The 17,920-nt window shown below is 63.2% G+C and carries 16 protein-coding genes and 1 tRNA gene; 7 read left to right on the top strand and 10 right to left on the bottom strand.

Annotated features, from left to right (window positions below; genetic code table 11):
* Positions 1-79 precede the first annotated feature (79 nt).
* On the top strand, positions 80-1,156 hold the full coding sequence (locus B5D62_RS21185) for an EF-hand domain-containing protein (protein WP_085935932.1): 1,077 nt from the start codon (positions 80-82) through the stop codon (positions 1,154-1,156).
* Positions 1,157-1,212: 56 nt separating this feature from the next.
* Here B5D62_RS21185 and glmS read toward each other — a convergent pair whose 3' ends face one another.
* Positions 1,213-3,036 (bottom strand): glutamine--fructose-6-phosphate transaminase (isomerizing), encoded by a 1,824-nt coding sequence (gene glmS, locus B5D62_RS21180; protein WP_085935931.1) that lies wholly within the window; start codon positions 3,034-3,036, stop codon positions 1,213-1,215.
* 22 nt (positions 3,037-3,058) lie between these two features.
* A complete protein-coding gene (glmU, locus tag B5D62_RS21175) occupies positions 3,059-4,417 on the bottom strand; it encodes a bifunctional UDP-N-acetylglucosamine diphosphorylase/glucosamine-1-phosphate N-acetyltransferase GlmU (RefSeq protein ID WP_085935930.1) in 1,359 nt (452 codons plus the stop codon).
* Between the two features lie 59 nt (positions 4,418-4,476).
* Between glmU and B5D62_RS21170 the strand changes: the two genes are divergently transcribed.
* The 3 genes from B5D62_RS21170 to B5D62_RS21160 all read left to right on the top strand — a co-directional run bounded on the left by B5D62_RS21170 (position 4,477) and on the right by B5D62_RS21160 (position 5,883).
* Positions 4,477-5,178: an HAD-IA family hydrolase gene (locus B5D62_RS21170; protein ID WP_170921055.1), complete on the top strand. Its 702-nt coding sequence runs from the start codon at positions 4,477-4,479 to the stop codon at positions 5,176-5,178.
* A 64-nt stretch (positions 5,179-5,242) separates the two neighbouring features.
* Positions 5,243-5,317 (top strand) — tRNA-Val (locus B5D62_RS21165).
* A 233-nt stretch (positions 5,318-5,550) separates the two neighbouring features.
* Positions 5,551-5,883: a hypothetical protein gene (locus B5D62_RS21160; RefSeq protein WP_085935928.1), complete on the top strand. Its 333-nt coding sequence runs from the start codon at positions 5,551-5,553 to the stop codon at positions 5,881-5,883.
* A 45-nt stretch (positions 5,884-5,928) separates the two neighbouring features.
* Here the strand turns inward: B5D62_RS21160 and B5D62_RS21155 are convergent, their stop codons facing one another.
* Positions 5,929-7,230, bottom strand: a complete 1,302-nt coding sequence (locus tag B5D62_RS21155; protein WP_085935927.1) for an alginate O-acetyltransferase AlgX-related protein — start codon at positions 7,228-7,230, stop codon at positions 5,929-5,931.
* A 141-nt stretch (positions 7,231-7,371) separates the two neighbouring features.
* On the bottom strand, positions 7,372-8,106 hold the full coding sequence (locus B5D62_RS21150) for a DUF2061 domain-containing protein (RefSeq protein WP_170921054.1): 735 nt from the start codon (positions 8,104-8,106) through the stop codon (positions 7,372-7,374).
* Positions 8,107-8,333: 227 nt separating this feature from the next.
* Here B5D62_RS21150 and B5D62_RS21145 point away from each other — a divergent pair, with 227 nt between their 5' ends.
* Positions 8,334-9,386 carry a 2OG-Fe(II) oxygenase gene (locus B5D62_RS21145; protein WP_170921053.1) on the top strand — a complete coding sequence of 351 codons (1,053 nt, stop codon included), beginning with the start codon at positions 8,334-8,336 and terminating at the stop codon, positions 9,384-9,386.
* The gene (locus B5D62_RS21140; RefSeq protein ID WP_139374002.1) at positions 9,383-9,754 is read left to right on the top strand and encodes a hypothetical protein; all 372 of its coding nucleotides are present in this window, start codon (positions 9,383-9,385) and stop codon (positions 9,752-9,754) included. Before B5D62_RS21145 ends, B5D62_RS21140 begins: the two co-directional genes overlap by 4 nt.
* Before the next feature lie 11 nt (positions 9,755-9,765).
* Here B5D62_RS21140 and B5D62_RS21135 read toward each other — a convergent pair whose 3' ends face one another.
* The 5 genes from B5D62_RS21135 to B5D62_RS21115 form a co-directional block, all read right to left on the bottom strand.
* Positions 9,766-11,277 (bottom strand): M81 family metallopeptidase, encoded by a 1,512-nt coding sequence (locus B5D62_RS21135; protein WP_085935923.1) that lies wholly within the window; start codon positions 11,275-11,277, stop codon positions 9,766-9,768.
* Between the two features lie 19 nt (positions 11,278-11,296).
* Positions 11,297-11,845, bottom strand: a complete 549-nt coding sequence (locus B5D62_RS21130; RefSeq protein ID WP_085935922.1) for a carboxymuconolactone decarboxylase family protein — start codon at positions 11,843-11,845, stop codon at positions 11,297-11,299.
* Between the two features lie 62 nt (positions 11,846-11,907).
* Complete coding sequence (locus tag B5D62_RS21125) at positions 11,908-12,561, bottom strand: ChrR family anti-sigma-E factor (RefSeq protein ID WP_085935921.1); 654 nt, start codon at positions 12,559-12,561, stop codon at positions 11,908-11,910.
* Entirely contained in the window at positions 12,558-13,121 is a 564-nt protein-coding gene (locus B5D62_RS21120) for a sigma-70 family RNA polymerase sigma factor (protein ID WP_085935920.1), read from the bottom strand. The genes B5D62_RS21125 and B5D62_RS21120 overlap by 4 nt, the downstream gene beginning before the upstream one ends.
* A gap of 12 nt (positions 13,122-13,133) precedes the next feature.
* On the bottom strand, positions 13,134-14,528 hold the full coding sequence (locus tag B5D62_RS21115; RefSeq protein ID WP_085936014.1) for a M20 family metallopeptidase: 1,395 nt from the start codon (positions 14,526-14,528) through the stop codon (positions 13,134-13,136).
* A gap of 157 nt (positions 14,529-14,685) precedes the next feature.
* On the opposite strand from B5D62_RS21115, the gene B5D62_RS21110 reads away from it, so the two are divergent.
* Positions 14,686-15,507, top strand: coding sequence for a TIR domain-containing protein (locus B5D62_RS21110; protein ID WP_085935919.1), 822 nt, complete (start codon positions 14,686-14,688; stop codon positions 15,505-15,507).
* 3 nt (positions 15,508-15,510) lie between these two features.
* Here B5D62_RS21110 and B5D62_RS21105 read toward each other — a convergent pair whose 3' ends face one another.
* A complete protein-coding gene (locus tag B5D62_RS21105) occupies positions 15,511-17,862 on the bottom strand; it encodes a RyR domain-containing protein (RefSeq protein WP_170921052.1) in 2,352 nt (783 codons plus the stop codon).
* Positions 17,863-17,920: the final 58 nt, after the last annotated feature.

Here is a 17,920-nt window from a genome sequence, read left to right as displayed (position 1 = left end):
ATTGCAGCGCGAGATTGACACGCGTCCCATTGCCGCCGATACGGAATCCCCCTTCTCAAGACCTGCTGGCCCATCGCCGATGAACCGAGTTCTCTGTCTGATTGCTATCGCCGCCGCCGCTACGACACTTCCTGCGGCCGCGCAGACCCCGACGACGCCGGCTCAACCGGCAGCACCGCCGAAGGCAACGAGTCCTGCTCCTGCAGCTCCCGCCTCTCCGCCCACGGCCGCTGCGCCGCAGGGCGCGGCCAACGCCCCGGTCCCGCTGCCGACGTGGTTCAACGAGATCGACACGGCCAAGAAGGGCGAAGTATCGCGCGCCGACTTCCTGAAATACCGCATGAAGACGTTCGAGCAGCTCGACACCAACAAGGATGGCAAGCTGTCGGTCGACGAGTTTCTCAAGGTCGCCGAACCGCCCTACTCCCAGGACGGTCCGGGCGTACCGCCGCTCGAGGAGCGCCGCGCGCGCGCGCGCGCCGAGTTCGAGAACCTGGACACCAATCGCGATGGCTTCGTCGAACGAGCGGAAGCCGAGGCGCTGGTTCAGGCCGAATTCAATCAATACGACACCAACCGCGACAACAAGATCACCGAGCCGGAGCTTCGTCTGATCGTCCAGCAGGCGCTGCAGCGCGCCGCCGCGCAGCGCCAGCAGGCGGAAGCGCAGCGCCGCCAAGGCCTGGTGACGATCAGCGACTTCATCGACATGCAGCTGCGTGAAGCCGACAAGCTCGACAAGAGCGGCGACGGCAAGGTCACACGCGATGAATTCGTTGCCGTTGTGGCCGGTCCGCCCGATGGACCGCAGGCCAAAGGTCTGCCGCCGTATGACCTGCGCCGTCAGATCGCGCTCCGCAAATTCCAGGAGATCGACACGAACAAGGACGGCATCCTTGATCGCGTTGAATTGACGGCTCATGCCGTCGAGCAGTTCATGCAACTCGACCTCAACAAGGATCGGTTCCTGAACGAGGACGAGTTCAAGAAGGCGCAGGAAGCCGAGGGCGCCAAGCTGAGGGCTCTCGTGCAGACCTTGGCCCCGGCGCAACAGGCACCACGGCCCGCGCCGGCTCCCGCTCCGGCCCAGCCCCGTCCGGCACAACCCGCTGCCCCGCAAGGCCTCGCCCCCGGCCTTCCGCAAGGTACGCGCTAAGGAAAAGGACCCGCACAGGGGGGAGGAATTCCCTCCCCCGCCTGGACGGGTATCCGTTATTCGACCGTCACGCTCTTGGCGAGGTTGCGGGGCTGGTCGACGTCCGTGCCCTTGGCGACCGCCGTATGATAGGCAAGCAACTGCGCGGGCACAGTGTAGAGAATGGGCGCAATGACGGGATCTACGGCGGGTAGGACGATCGTCGCGATCGCCTGATCACCCAGCCGAGCCGCCCCCTTCGCATCGGTCATCAGGATCAGCTTGCCGCCACGCGCCTTCACCTGCTCGAAATTGGAGGCGATCTTGTCGAAGACCGAATCGGTCGGCGCCACGACGACCACCGGCACCAGCTCATCGATCAAGGCGATCGGCCCATGCTTCATCTCGCCGCCGGCATAGCCTTCGGCGTGGATGTAGGAGACTTCCTTGAGCTTCAGGGCACCTTCGAGCGCCACAGGGAAGGACGAGCCGCGCCCGATATAGAGCACGTCACGGGCCTCCGAGAGGATGTCCTCGGCAATGTGCCGATACTGGTCCTCCATATTCACGGTCTCGTTCACATGAGCGGGCAGTTCGATCAGGGCATGGGCCAGTCGCGCCTCGTCGGCGGCGGTTAACGTCCCCCGGGCACGGCCGGCGGCGATCGCGGCGGTCAACAACACAGTCAGCTGCGTCGTGAAAGCCTTGGTCGAAGCTACGCCGATCTCCGGGCCCGCCAATGTCGGCAATACAACATGCGATTCGCGGGCAATCGCACTTTCCGGAACGTTGACGACCGAAACAATGATCTGCTTCTGCGCCTTGGCGTAACGAAGCGCCGCCAGCGTGTCGATTGTCTCGCCCGATTGGGACACCGCGATGCAGACTCCGCCTTCCGGCAACGGAGGCTCCCGATAGCGCAGTTCGGAGGCGACCTCGACCTCGACCGACAGACGGGCCAGCTTCTCGAACCAGTATTTCGCCACCATGCCCGCGAAGCATGCAGTTCCACAGGCCGTGATGGTCACGCGGGATACCTTGGCCCAGTCGAAGGGCAATGCCGGAAGGGTCACCGCCCGCGTTGCCGGATCGAGATAGGTCTGCAGCGTGTCGCCGATCACGGCCGGTTGCTCGTAGATCTCCTTGAGCATGAAATGGCGATGATTGCCCTTACCGATCATCGCTCCGGAGATGCCGCTTTGCCGGATCTCGCGCTTCACCTCGGTATGGCCCTGATAGACCTTGCAATCGGTCGCCGTCAGCACGACCCAGTCATCGTCCTCCAGGTAGCTGACGCGTTTGGTGAACGGAGCGAGCGCCAGGGCATCAGTACCGACATACATTTCGCCATCGCCATAGCCGACCGCAAGCGAGCTGCCGCGCCTTGCACCCATCAGGATATCGTGTCGGCCGCTGAACAGCGCCACGAGGGCGAACGCACCGCGCAGTCGCTCCATCGCCTTGCCCATCGCCTGTTCCGGCGACATCTGGCGATCGAGCATGGATGTCAGGAGTTGCGCGACGACTTCAGTATCGGTGTCGCTTTCGAACCGGCGTCCTTCGGCCTCCAGTTCATCCTTCAATTCCTGGAAGTTCTCGATGATACCGTTATGCACGATCGCAACGCGATCGGTGGCGATCGGATGAGCGTTGCGTTCGCTCGGCTTGCCGTGCGTCGCCCAGCGCGTATGGCCGATGCCGATGGTGCCCGCCAGCGGCTCTTGGGCCAAGCGCGCCTCGAGATTGACCAGTTTGCCCTCAGCCCGCCGGCGTTCGATATGGCCGTTGATCAGTGTGGCGACGCCAGCCGAATCGTAGCCGCGATACTCAAGCCGCTTCAGCGCATCGACCAGCAAGGGCGTAACGGAGGCCTTGCCGATGATCCCGATGATGCCGCACATACGCTCTCCCCCGACTGACCGCCTACCGATCTTTGCCCCGTTTGGCCTCCGCCGCACGGGCCTTCAGTTTGGCACGAAGCGGGCTCGCCCGCCCGCCCTTTGTGACCTGCCGCGCCCGGCCGAAGGCGAGCGCATCGGCCGGAACATCCTCCGTGATCACACTGCCGGCGGTGACGTTGGCGCCGTCGCCGATCCGAACAGGCGCCACCAGCGAGCTGTTGGAGCCGATGAAGGCATCGGCTCCGATCACGGTGCGATGCTTGCCAAACCCGTCGTAATTCACCGTTATGGTGCCAGCGCCAATATTGCTGCCGGCGCCGATATCTGAATCGCCGAGGTAGGCCAGGTGGTTGGCCTTCGCGCCCCTACCCATTTTGGTCGCCTTGAGCTCGACGAAGTTGCCGATATGGGCATCCTCGGCAACGTCACTGCCGGGGCGGAGACGTGCGAAGGGCCCGATGACGGCTCCTTGTCCGATGTGCGCTCCTTCGATGTCGCAGAAACTTCTGATCTCGACATTGGAAGCCACGGTGACGCCCGGCCCAAAGCGGACACTCGGCGCGATCGTGACATCCGGCGAGAGACGCGTATCGGCGCAAAGCCAGACCGTGTCGGGATCCGTCATGGTCACGCCGATTTCGAGCGCTGCCGCCCGCAGCCGTTGCTGGAGCGCACGCTCCGCCGCGGCCAGCTCGGCTCGGGAATTCACGCCCTGGAATTCCGCCTCGTCTCCCTCGACCGCGATGGCACGATGCCCTGCCGCCCGGGCAATGGCCACGACGTCGGTCAGATAGTATTCCGCCTTGGCATTGTCGTTACGGATGGCGTTCAGCAGCGTATCGACAAGGCCCCCATCCAGACACATCACACCTGAGTTGCAAAAGTCGATTTTCCGCTCGATTTCATCGGCGTCTTTGCTTTCGACGATCTTTTCCAATTCCCCGGCCCGTATGATCAGACGTCCATAGGGACTGGGATCGCGTGCCGTGAAGCCAAGCACGCCAACGGCTGCCTTCTGTTCCCGGCACGCCTCGACCAGCTTCCGCAAGGTGACCGTCGTGACCAAGGGCGCATCGGCATAGACAACCAGGACGGGGCCTTCGTGACCCCGGAGTTCCGGCAGCGCTGCCTTGGTCGCATTGCCAGTTCCGAGCTGCTGGCGCTGCACCACCGTCGGATGGACACCGAAGGCGGCAGCGACATCCTTTGCCTCAGGCGCAACGACGCCGACGATGCGCGTCGGCTCGAGACCAGCGACATTCTCAAGGACGTGGCGCACCATCGGCCAGCCGGCCAGCCGATGAAGCACTTTCGGCAGTGCCGACTTCATGCGGGTGCCGGCACCGGCTGCCAGGACCACGACGGCAACGGGTGATTTCATGGTTGTCGGATGCCATGAGGATGGCGGTCCCGCAAGACGGATGTGCTAAGGCTTATTGCATGGAAATTCCCGTAAACGACCTGATTGCCACCCGCTTCGATACGATCATCTACGATCTCGACGGGACGCTCATCGACAGCGCCAAGGACATGCAGCTCGCTGTGAGCAACGTCCTGGCCGATCATGGCCTGCCTCCAGTGAGCGAGGACGATGTCCGCATCTTCATGGGCCAGGGCAGCAAGGTCACGATGAGCAAGGCCTTCGCCAAATTCGGCAAGGAGCTGGATGACCAGGCCCTCGCCGCCGTGACGCGGGAATTCGTGCGCTATTACGAGGCCGACCCCATCAGCCATACCGTCGCCTTCGACGGTGTGGCGCATGTGGTCGAACAATTCGCCGGGCTCGGCTTGAAGCAGGGCGTGTGCACCAACAAATTCGAACGTCCCTCCCGCATGATCCTCGAGCATCTGAAGCTGATGCCGCCGATCGCCGATATCGCCGGAGCCGACACCTTTCCCGTCCGCAAACCCGATCCGAGGCACATTCTCCTCCTTGTGGACCGTATGGGAGGTTCGCCTGGCCGGACCGTCATGATCGGCGATTCGATCCACGATGTGGAAGCCGCACATGGCGCCGGATTGCCGGCGGTCCTGGTCAGCTGGGGCTATACGGCGCGGCCCGCGGCCGAACTCGGGGCTGAAGCGGTCATCGAGCGCTTCAGTGCCCTGCCCCAGGCCCTGGCGGCGATCGCCAGCCGCTGACAACTGGCCTTTGACCGGCGGCCGGTTGACGGGTGCGCTGCAAGGCCTTATACGCGCGCCTTCCGGGCGCGTAGCTCAGCGGGAGAGCACACCCTTCACACGGGTGGGGTCGTAGGTTCAATCCCTACCGCGCCCACCATTGGTCTTCCGGACCTTCCCGGCTTCGCTCCGCCTGGACATCTGCGGCATCCTTCCGGCGGAAGATCGTCTCTCACAACATTCGAATCGGTCGATTTCGGCGGATTTCCGCCTCATCGGGCCTCTCGACGGTCATTCCAGCCTCGGCCCCCAGCGCTGCGACCACCATCATTCTGCCGCAGTTCAGGCGCGCGCTGCCATTGTCAATAAATGGCTATCGGACAGGAGGAAGGCATGAGCGAGCGTACCGTCATCCTTATCCGCAACCGAGCCCTTGAGGAGGCTGGCGGCCGGCTGCCCCCGCTCCTGTTCGCTCGGCTTCGAGAAGCCGTCGCGGCGAAGACTAGCATGGGCAACCCGCATCCAAGCATCACCGATACCCAGGATGGCTACGCTCTCACCGTCCATGTCTCGTTGACCGTCGCCGACCAGGCTTCCGCTCGTGCCTGGATCATGCGGGAGATCGACAAGCTGCGCGGTGCCGTTGCCTTCGATCCATGGCGCACCACCAATGCCAAGAGCAGCTTTCTCGGAAACGCGCTGGGGCTCGGCCGGGGAAGGAACTAGACAAGCAACGGCGGCCGAAGTTTGGGCCGCGCCAAGTACGCCGTTCTATTGCTTGACCGCCTCAGACGAGGGCGCCGTGCCTCCGCCCCGAGACGCTCTCCATTTCAGCAAGTCGTCCCCTACTCGTCGCGCCACGACCGCGGTGCCGAGTGCTGTCCAGTGGCCGTCGCTTAGCCTGTAGGTACCATCAATGCCGTTCATATCCTCTTCCAGATCGATCGGCGCAAATCCCTTGGCACGCAACGCCGCCACGAGATGGCGGCGATTCGCCTCCTGGCGTAGGTTCCAGCTGTAGTAGCGCGGCCACGGTCTCCAGAAATCGACATAGGCTGGATCGACCGAGCCCATGGGCGCTACCGCAATGATGAGCTTGATGCCCTTCGCCTTGGCCAGATCGTCGAGCGCAACGAGCCACGACAGGGTAGCCTCGATTCGGCGCGGCTCGACCATATGCTCGGCCTCGGCGGCATCGTGGGGCAGAGGCTGGCTTCCCGTCTCCCATTTTATCAGGCTGGCGACCAGCCAGCCCGTGAGCATTTCCGCCTTGTCGTCGGTACGCTCGAACGGCTGCCAGAAGCTGCCGTCATTGCGGGAAAGGACGCTTTCGATGAGCGCCTGGCTCATATCCGGGAAGTACTGCTTCTTCATATAGGCCGCGACCAGTGGCGTCCGTTCAGCCCTCGATTTCTTCATGGCGTCCGTCATGACGTGGTACTCGTTATCGGCGCCCTTGTTGCCACCTGCGATCTCGGACAGGCCGAGGCGGTTGACGATCTGCCAGGTCAAATGGGGAGCAACGCCACCCAGCAGCGATGGCAACGGACGCTCGGCGACGAAGGGAAGATGCGGTTGCGCCGAGAACCCTTCCGTCACGAAGTCGTTGCCTGGGTAGAACATCAGCAGGATGGCATCGGGGCGCAGTGCCAATCCGATATCGGCGATGCGGTAGTAATATTGCGATGGCCCCGTGGCCGAGATCCCGAAGTTCACGGCCTCCATGTCCCGTACGCCCGCGCTCGCCCATCGCGCCTCGACCACCTCGTTCAGAGGCGCGAGGCTGAACATGCCTTCCAGGAAGCTGTCGCCGTTGAAGATGACGCGAGTCCGAATCCCGGGGGGCTTCTCGAACGAGCGCTCGCGGTCCTTCATGCTCCAGCTGTTGTAAAAGGGAATCGTTTCCGGTCCGCCTGCCGCCTGTCGCACCAGATCCGTGGGCACCGCCACTGGCCGCAATTCATAGGCGGGCCAGGATGGGGTCACCAAGAAAGAGATGAATTCCAGGCCGCCAATCGTCACGACGAACAGCAGGCCCCCATAAATTGCCCAGAAGGTAACCTTCTTGATCATTGCTCCGACCATCTGCAGACGGACACCAAGGGCCCTTATACCGTGCGCCAGCATGGACGATGCAATGCCACCATGCGGCATGAAGACCGCACGGTCACTTGGTTGGTTAGAAGCGCTCTAAGAGGGCGGTATGCTAAGCGCTTACAGGGAGAACTGTCCGCCTTCGACGCGATCCCTCGGCGGCTCGATCTTGTCCTGCTCGCCCGGGCTGAAATGGTCCCAGGCCAGTTCGTGGCCAACATAGATGAAGGGACCGGCGACGAGACCGAACGCCGACAGTGCGAATGCCGTCGCGAGGTCGCCGACCACGATATAGTTCACCGTGAAATCCACGGTCGAGGCGATGGTCCGAAAGGTGATGGTTTTGGCCACCACACGGCTAATCCTGAGCTGCCGGCGATCGCGTGGCATGGATACCTCGCCTTGCCGCCGCGTCGCGAAAAACGGCAACTCGATCGAAATTTCCGAACGACCATGACGGTTCCAGACCGTCTCGTGAGCCAGATAGAACAACGGCCCAACGGCAAGCGAAGCTGCGGACAAACCGGCCGCCGTGGCAATCTCGCCGATCACCACATAGTTGACGGTGAAATCGAGACTGGTGACGATAGCGCGGAACGTGATGGTCTTGGCCACCGCCCGCTTTAATCCGAAGCCACGCAAGGTTGGTAGCGCACTGCCCTCTCGCAGGACCGGCAAGAAGGCATGCGATGACTCACGCTGTCGCAGCGCAGGGGTGACGCGCCTCGGCCGACGCCGTCCCAAGTTGGGCAAATATTCGGGCAGGATGACCGCGGCTGCACCGATGACGATGCCCGGTATTAGCGCTGCCTCCAGCGCTGCAGCGCCCGCGAGGACAGATAGGCCGATTGTCATATATCGATTCATTCCCCTGTCCTTCGATTGGCGCGCTCCGGTATCGAGCGCCGTCGGACAAACTCGCGGACGATCATGACATCCGCAAGACCGACGCCGGTTTCGCCTTCCGTAGTCCTCCGATGGAGGCCCTCGATTGACAAGGGGCATCCTGAACCGGCACACCGATGCTGCCGGCCCGTCACGGCGCCGCCACCGCTCCTGCCGTCCTCTGCTCTGATTCTCTGATGACCAACGCGCTACTGCTTCGCCCCGGTGATCGTCTCCCTGACTTCGCGTTGCCAGGGCTCGACGGCAAGTTCCGGAAGTTCCTCTGGTCGTTCAACGGCTGGCCCGTGGCGCTGCTCGTGGTCGATGATCTTAAAGCCCTGGACACGGCACAGTTCGCGAGCCTGATCGCCCGCTGCAAGGACGCGTCCGTCGTCCCTGTCGTCGTCGCGGGTATGGCTACCCCGGCAGCGTCACCGATCTGGAGCAAGCTCATCGGTGGAGCAAGCGACGCCCCGCTGCTGCTCTGCGATGGCGAGCGCCGTTTTGTCCCCGCTCTTCTCAGCCAGGCCGGTATCGGCTTCGGCCAGACGGCTGCCGCGCGGACACGCATCATCCTGCTCGACCCCAACCAGCACGTAGCGGCGACATATGACAGCCGCCCTCTTCTGGCGGCGGCCGAAGGAATCGGAGCAGCCGCGGAGCGCGTGCGCAGTAGCGCCGGCGCCGACGTGGTGATCGCCGGTCCGATGGCGCCGGTTCTCGTATTGCCCCGCGTGTTCGAGCCCGAGTTCTGCACCCAGGTGATCCGCCTTTGGGAGAAGGGAGATCATCAGGATAGCGGCGTTTCCAGCCGCTACGGCAATGTCGGTGTAGCCGAACTCAAGCGTACCGAGGATTACATGATCGCCGAGCCGATGATGCAGAAGGCGATTTCCGACCGTCTTGCCTATCGCATCGGGCCCGAGCTGGTGAAGGTATTCGCTTTCGATCACCAGTTTACCTTCGATGCCCATGTCGTGCTTTCCTACAGCGCCGACGGCGGCCATTTCTTCTCGGCGCATCGAGACAATGGCGCGCCAACGACCGCAGATCGCGCCTTTGCCGTGTCGCTCAACCTCAATGACGATTTCGACGGCGGCGAGCTCGTGTTTCCGGAGTTCAGCGCGGTCAAGGCCAAACCGCCGGCTGGGGCGGCCGCGGTGTTCTCCTGCGGTCTGCTGCACGAAGCCCTGCCAGTGACGCGCGGTCGACGCTTCGTATTGACCACTTTCTTTCGGCAGAAGAAGTGATCCGCCTCCTCCCGCTACTGCTGGGGGTGCTTGGCGTCACCGCGGGTATCGCGTGCGCTCAGTCGCGGGCGCACATGGAAGCCTGTACGCAGTGGAAGAAGGAAAGTAGCACCATCGGCACGCGCAATGACTGCGATCGGCCAATCTCCATCAAGTTCATGGCCTACGATGGATCACACCGAATCGAAGCGGACGTGCCAGCCGGCGGCTGGTTCGACACCGGCGTGCCCGACGGGACGATCGAAGGATTCATCTTCACCGTCTGTCCCGTCGGCAACGAGCCGAGCGTCCGGTTCTCGCTCGAGAACCAGAAGACGATCTCGGACAGTCTGTACAACTGCCTGCCGCGCGACCGGCCCGGCGTCTAAGGTCGCGCTTTTTACGGGCGTGTCCCGGCGTAGGGATCGTTCACGCCATCGAGCGGCCAGATCGGTCGGCGCAGCTTTGTGAACTTCAGGCGCGTGATGTCCGGCGAGCAGATGCCGCCCGAATCCACCAGCACGATCTCGCGCGCGATCGGCCCGTAAGCAGCACGGAAATGCTGGACACTCTTCACCACCAGAACGTCTTTGGCGCACGGGTCGATGCCCTGGCTCAGGAACACCTGCAGGTCGATGGTCTGGATGCGATTCGAGATCGTCACGACGTCCACGCCGCCAATGCGCAAGACAGCCGTCGGACCCATGTTCGTCTCTACGCCGGCATTCATCGGACCGTCGTTCTTGAAAACGCCGTCCGACAACATCTTGACCAACGCCTTGGCCTTAATCGGCGGCCCCATGGCCGGATCGGTATGTCCACCCAGCGACACCTCGATCTCGACGCCGACGCCGGCCTTCATCGCCTGTTGGACTGTGGCTGGATCGTAGATCGTGCCGAACCCGACATTCTCGATACCGGCATCCAGCAGCGCCTGCAGCACCGGCGTCGTGTCATTGTAGCCGCCACCGCCCGGATTGTCGGTGCCATCGGCAATCACGAGCGGTGCCTTCTTGTCGGTCTTCGCGCGGGCAGCAGCAATGCCATCGGCAATGGGGCGATAGTTGGAAGAATTCTCGTCGCGGCGCTTCCAGATCACGTCGATAAGCTCGGCCGTAATGGCCTTGGCTCGCGCCTCCGCCCCTGGCTCATGACTCACTGCGATCGACGGTCCCGTATAGGGAATATCGGACCAGGTGAAGCCTGCCTGGATGCTGACGACATTGATGCCGGGCTCTTTCTCATAGGCATCGGCCATTGCCAGCAGATCGCGCATCAGGCCCGGCTGTGTCGTCCGACCATGATCTGCGCCTTCCAGCATGGCCGGCTGGCTCAACAGGCAACGCGGTTTCTTCCTGCCTTCCAGCGTTTCCTGTACCAGCGCCGCGGCCTGAACTGCCCGGTCGTAGCCATCGACATGCGGATAGGTGCGGAAGCTAACCAGCGCATTGGCATTCTTGGCCATCTTCGCCGTCGCATTGGCATGCAAATCGAGAGTTGCCACGATCGGCACCTCTGGACCTACCACGCGGCGCAAGGCCTCGAGCAGCGCGCCCTCGGCGTCGTCCTCGGTCTCGGTAACCATCGCTCCGTGCAGGGACAGGCAGATGGCGTCAAGCTTGCCCCCCTTCTTCGCCGCACCGACGATCATGTCCCGGATCGTCTCCCACGTTTCCTTCGTCAAGGTCCCCGAGGGCGTGGCATTCGCAGCCGCTCCATAGATCGGCTCCCAGCCATACCGGGCAGCGGAATCCATGTAGCCGCCCACTTCGTTCCGACTGCCCTTGAAGAAAGGCACCATGGCCTCGCCCTCGATCAGCCAGCGGCGCCGGTAATCGTCCAGCGTCGTCTTCAGTTTGCTGAACGTATTGGTCTCATGCATGAATTGCGCGATCAGGACGCGGTACGCCATTTCTCGAACTCCACTCGAACTAGATCTTTGCCGTCTTCAACCATTCCGCCTGGCCGTCCTCGCCGTCCACGCCAGTCGTCTCGAGGAAGCGGCAGACCATCATGTAGTAGCCGATGGTAAGGGTAAGTTCGACCAGGGCGCCGGGGCTCAGGAAAGCTTCGACCGCCTTCACCGCCTTATCCGATGCCTTGACGTTGCGCACGACTTCGTCTGTGAAACGAAGCACTGCCTTCTCATGGTCCGAAAAGGCCGGAGCCTCGATTGTCGCGTCGCGCAGCGCGGCGATCTTGTCTTCGGCGACGTCGACCTCGCGGGCGATGCGTTCGTGCTGGAACACCTCGTAGGCGCAACGGCTGTGCCGTCCGACACGCAGGATGGCGATCTCGCGTAGCTTTGGATCCAGCTCGCAGCGGTAGAGCAGCGCATTGCCCATGCGCACGAAGCCCTTCAGGCCGGCTTCGGAGTTTGCCAGCATGCGATAGATATTCAGATGCGTACCGAGCTTGCCCAGGAACTCGGCATGCTTGCCGGTAGCCTTCTCGACTTCATAATAGGGAATGCGCGACATGGATTGGCTCCTCCAGGCGGCGGAGCCTGAAGGCAAGGCGCTGTGCGGTCAACGGATCCGTTTCAAATCCAGCCCCGGCGCAGCAGCGGATTGATCCACCGGCCCCAGCGTCCCGTCAGCACGATCGGCTCCTCCAGAACGATCAGGGCAATGCAGGGTTCGCCCGGATCGGCGACAGGCTCGTGTTCCGTCTCGCCGGAGCCCAGAGCGAAATCGCCGACGCTGTAGCTGCCCCTGCCGTCGCTGTATCCACCCTGCAAGACCACTGTGTATTCAGCGGCGACGTGGCGATGCACCGGCAATCCTTGCCCGGGCTGCAGACGCAGCAAGGACACGCGATGAGTATCGCTCTGCAGACCGATCCTGATCTCCTCGAATCCGCCAAAGACCCGCTTCCACGAAGCTCCCTGCGAGAGATACGGCCGCAGCGGCAATGGCGCCCAGTCGGGGCCCACAGGCCGGAGATTGCGCTGGGGCCCCGGCTCGACAGGCACCTTGTCCAGGCGGCCAAGCACATCATCGAGTGTGCGCTCCTCAAGGGAAGTAGCCGCCTCGCCGTCAAGCAGCGCCCCACCCGCGGCCGCCAGCGCATCGACCATCCGTCGCGATGCCGGATCGAGCGCGACATGAGCCGCGACCGCGAGCGCCGGCCCCTCAGGCAGCGCGCCGACGGCATAATCGAGCAGCAACTCATCGGGAGCGGGATGGCCGCTCATCGCTTCTCCTCGTCCTCTTTTTCCAATGCCTGCCGCAATCGCCCGAGGGCCAGCCGGATCCGCGATTTGACCGTACCCAGAGGCAGTCCCATCTCGGTCGCGATAGCCGTGTGGGTCTTGTCCTCGAAGAAGGCCTTGCGGATGACGGCAATCTGGTCCGGTGGCAGCCCTTCCATCAGATCCTTCATGCGTGCATACGTCTGGCCGGCCAAAACGGATCTGTCGGCGTCCTCGTCCTCTGGTGCGAATACGGTCAGCCAATCCTCGGTATCGATCGCCGGCTTATCGGAACGGCGTAACTGGTCGATCCGCTTGTTGCGGGCGATGGTGTAGATCCAGGTCGCTGCAGCCGCCCGCTGCCGGTCGAACGTGGCGGCCTTCCGCCACACCATGATCAGGGTCTCCTGAGCGACTTCCTGCGCGGACTCTGCATCGCAGCCACCGCGTATGACGAACGACTTCACGCGCGGGGCGTAATAGCGGAACAAGGCGGCGAAGGCAGTACGATCCTGGCGGATCGCAATGGCCTCAATCAGGTCGGCAGCCTCGTCGGCAGTCACATCGCGTCCCGGTCAGGAAGACAATCCATGGGCACCGACGTCCCAGAACAGGCCTGCCATCAGCCGCAGCCCCTCACGTGCCACCGGGGCGAGAAGATGCTCATTCGGTGCATGCTGCGAACATGCCGCGTAGGAGTGCGGCACCCAGACGGTTGGCATCCCAAGGATGTCCGTGAAGACCGCATTCGGGAGCGAACCTCCCAGATTGGGTAGCATGTTGGGCTTCTGGCCACAGGTCTTCTCGATCGACGAGGCGGCGAGTCGGGCCCAAGGGTTTTCCGGATCGAGGCGCGTGGCATTCATGATGACATCCCGGGCTGGCTCGACCTCGATCTGGCCGAAACCATGGCGCTCAAGATGCCGCCGCAGCGCCGGCACGACGTCATGAGGATCGGTACCCACCACAAAGCGCAGTTGGCAATAGGCAATGGCGCTCGGCGGGATGGCGTTGACGGGACGATCGGGATTTCCCGCTTTCAAGGCCAGCACCTCGAACGAGTTCCAGCCGAACACCCGCTCGACCGGCGTCAGATCCTTTTCCCCCCAGTCCGGATCGATTGCTGGCGCACCCTCGCCGGCATCGATATGCGCGTCTCCCAGCGCGGCACGCACCGAGTTGGTCAAAGTGCTGGGGCGCCATTCCGGCACCTGGATCTGGCCTCGCGCGTCGGTGATGGTCGCGAGCGCATGGGTGAGGATGATGGCGGGATTGGCGATCAGCCCACCCCAATTGCCGGAGTGGTGACCGCCTTCGCGCAAGGTGAGCTTGAGATTGAAATTCATCACGCCGCGGGTACCGCCGAACACCGTGGGTCGATGATGGTCGAGCCGAGGCCCGTCCGAGCCGATCAGCACGTCGGCTTTCAGGGCTTCCCGGTTAGCCTTGCAGAATTCCCCAAGGCCGGGAGAACCGGTCTCTTCGCCGGTCTCGATCAGGATGGTCGAGTTGAAGCCCAGGCTGCCGCGCTCCTCGAGCACACAGGCCAGGGCGGCGACATTGATCGTATGCTGGCCTTTGTTGTCGGCGGTTCCGCGGCCGTACATGCGGTCGCCCTCGATCACGATCTTCCAAGGCGACAGGCCGGATCGCCATTGGTCGTCCTGGCCGCGCACGACGTCGCCATGACCGTAGGTCAGTACCGTAGGTTTGGCAGGATCCTCAATCCGGCGAGCGATCAAGAATGGCCCATACTCCGACCGGGGATTGGGCAGCACGCTGCAGCTATAGCCCAGCTTCTGCAGTGATCCGGTCATCTCTTCAGCCACATATTGCTGGAGGGCGGGCATGGAGTCCCGTTCCTGGCTGGTGGTGGGAATGGCGACGCGGCGCTGCAGGTCGGTCAGAAAACCGTTGCTGTCGAAATAGGCCTCTACCCGCCCAATGGCGCCTTCGCGTGTACCCGTCATGCTCGTCCCCGCTGCCGCACTCTGAACCCAGTAGGGATTCTGGCATAGCGCGATCTTGAGCGCCATGACAGCACGGCTCTTCCGCTGACAAAGGCCCCATTCCGAGCCGTCTCTGACATCTAGGCAATCAGCCCGTTCTTGGCTTAGATTGCCGGTGATGAGCGGGGGAACGGACTACGATATCTTCATCAGCTATACCCACGAGGATACCGGTATAGCGAAGCGCCTGGCCGACGATCTGGCGGCCCAGGGCTGGACCGTGTTCTGGGATCGCGTCCTGCTTCCCGGATCGACGTGGCGCAGCCAGATCCAGTCGGCGCTGGTAAGCGCAAAGGTGGTGGTTGTCCTGTGGTCGCAGCGCTCTGTCGTGAGCCGCTGGGTCGAGATCGAGGCCGACCACGCCTTTCAACGCGATGCCTACCTACCCGCTACCATTGACAAGGCGCCCTTGCCCCTTGGACTGGGGCACGTCCAGGTCGCCGATCTCCGCGAATGGCACGCCGATCCATCGGCACCGATCCCGGATGTGCTGATGTCAGCCCTGCGATTGAGGCTCGGCCGTCCAAACCTGCCGCCTGTCCCATTACCGCGGCCAGCGCCGTCCACGGCACCCAGCGTCATCGCCGACGCGACCGTGGTTGCCAAGGAAGGCATCATCTCTCTAACCGGTACTGGGAGCGACGGCAGCAAGTACGAGCTCTCGGTCCGCCTCTCTCAATTGCGCATGAAGCCCGCCGGCCTGGTAATTGGCCGCCAGGCCGGCCACGCCGACCTGGTCTTGGCCGACGCGAGCGTCTCCCGACGTCACGCCATGCTGAAAAGTAGCGACGGCCAGATCACGGTCTACGACCTGGGATCGACCAATGGCACCTTTGTCGACAACAAACCCGCTTTGGCAGAACGGCCGCTAGGCCTGGTCCGCGGTTCGGTGATGCGGCTGGGCGAGGTCGAGCTCATCGTGCAGGGCGTCCTGCATTGACAGCTAAGTCCGAAGCGAGATGCATACAACACGCGCCTTCCACGGCTCGTCGATCTGGTTGAAGAACTTGCTCATGGCCGCGGCGGTCTCGGCGACAAGAATTACGTGATTGCAGACATCGCAGAAGGCCACAAAGAGACCGGCATCGGCATCGGCATCGGCATCTTGTCCTTCCTCCGAACCTCTCAGAACAAAGGCTCGGTCAGATGCCGTGATGAGATCCCGAGCCCGCTGCAAGTCGACGCTACCAACCTGCAACCTCTCGCCGCGCTCGATCAACAAAGCGACATCCGCGCCAAGGCTGTTGCCTTTGCCCAGCGACGAGACAAGCGCAAACTCCGCCATGGAACGCAGGGGCAATACGAGCTGCAGGTGGGCGTGGTCACCCGCGATACAGCCTTCGGCCTTCGCGACGACCTGCGCCATCAGCTCAGGAGCCGGGTCCGCTCCTTTGTCGAGAAACCAGATTCCAATGCGACGATCGGGGCTTAATCCAACTCCAAACTTGCGCAGCAAGCCGGGCACATTGCGGATGGTGTCGCGATCGAGATCCCGGATCGGCTCACTCAGTTGATCGTACGGGACGAGATTGGGGTGGTGCAGCAGAGCATCGTCCCGTGTCGGCGCGTAAGTCCATCCATCCAGCCAGCGATCGCGGCACCAACGCTCGTGTTCGCGCTCCGCCAGCGCCTCCAGGACGGCAGTATCGATGGCAATATTATCAGTCCGGGGTTGCGGTATCGCATGAAAGCCAAGGATACGCAGTTTCATCAAGACATCGTCGGCCTGCGAACGGTTGGCGGTCCGATAGGTGTCCGAGAGTTCCGGCCAAGGTGCTGCCGCGGGCACCGCCGGTAGCGGTGTTCCCGCATCTGCGGCCGTCTTCTCGCGGTTGCGTACGTACTCCTCATGCATGAGCCGGGCGAGGTCGTCACTTTCCTCGTCCACGAGATAGAAGGGATCGGCCTCCTGCTCGATGCCGCCGAAGGGAACGATCCGCAACGTGTCGAACTGCCGACTATGCATGCGCGGCAGCGCGTCAATCAGCGTAGTGCCCGCCTGCTGATGGACAAAGAAGGGAGGCGGAACGACGCGAAGGCGAGCATAGGCACGGCGCAGACCGATCGCCATCGACAGATCGACATGGTCGTCGCTCGAACAGACATACACGGACGTGGCTGGTACCGGCGCCATCAGCCAGGCCTCGACCTCCTCGGCCTTGATGGCGCTCGGCCTCACCTCTGCCTGGATGAACCGCAACTCGCCGCAGTTGGCGAGGCCGGGATGCTCGGCAAGGAGTTGCTCCCGCAGTCCATCCGCATCCCGATCGACAACCGTCAAAATCGTGCGACGGCCAGGAAGCGGCACCGCAACGCGCGCAAGCTGCAGCAGGATCTCCGCCCCCAAGTCGCCAAAGCCGATGATGGCGGCATGGATGTCCTGTGGTCCGGGCGCTTGTCCCCAATCCGGGGGATAACGCCCGATGAGCGACCGCGCGATCGCGCGCTCTCGAACATAGAGCTTCAGTTCGACCCGGCTGTGGCGCAGTGCGGCTGCGATTTGCGTCGCCATCAGGGCACGCAGTTCGCGGTGGGCCAGGCGAATCAACAAGGTCAGGGGCCTTTCGTCGACGCCGCGCCCCTCGTTCGCCTCGGCGACTGCACCAGCGAGCGCCACCGCCATCGGTCCGACGTCGTCCGCAGCGATGACAGCGCTGGCGCGCGCGAGCCCGGACCGCCGGAGGGTCCGTTGATCGGCAGGGTCGCCGAATACCAGACGCGCACCGGCTCGCTCCATTGGCGATGGGATGTCGCCTGCAAGGGGTGCCGAGATCGCCAGCACGTTCCGCCCAAGGCGACGGTAGGCGCGCGCGAGCGCCAGACTCAGCTCCGAAGTCCCGACCAGCACGATATGATTGCGCGACAATCCGGCCATCCATGCCAGCAATGGCCGATTGAAACGACGCAACAGCGCCGTCGCCGTGAACCACACGGCGAAGAGCGGCATGGCAAACCGTGCGATCTGCAATTGCAGCGGCAGCTCGGCTGGGAAATTGCTGGGAAACTGGGTGGTGAGAAGCTGCAGCGTGCGGAACATGTTGTTCCAGATCACGCTCGCTTCCCACGCGCTTTGCGGAGGAAGCACCGCGGCCTGGAAGCCCCAGAAGCCGAGCAACGCGGCCGTCACCATCAGCATTGCCCGGATGACGTTCCGTAGCGCCGCCTTGTCGAGGGCGCGAACAGTCGCCAATGTCGGCACCGGCGTGCCGGAGCGTGGTCGCAGCGCCTGCAGCCGGCCCATGCCGAGCGCCAAGTGCAGCCCCGAGGGCCGCTGGCCCGCCCGCAACACTTTCATCATCATCTCCCCTGGCTGACCCTATCCAATCTTCACGCCATTATGCAAAGGGAGCCTG

The organism is Enhydrobacter aerosaccus, from assembly GCF_900167455.1.
Lineage (GTDB): Bacteria > Pseudomonadota > Alphaproteobacteria > Reyranellales > Reyranellaceae > Reyranella > Reyranella aerosaccus.
This window is presented reverse-complemented; position numbering and strand designations above follow the sequence as displayed.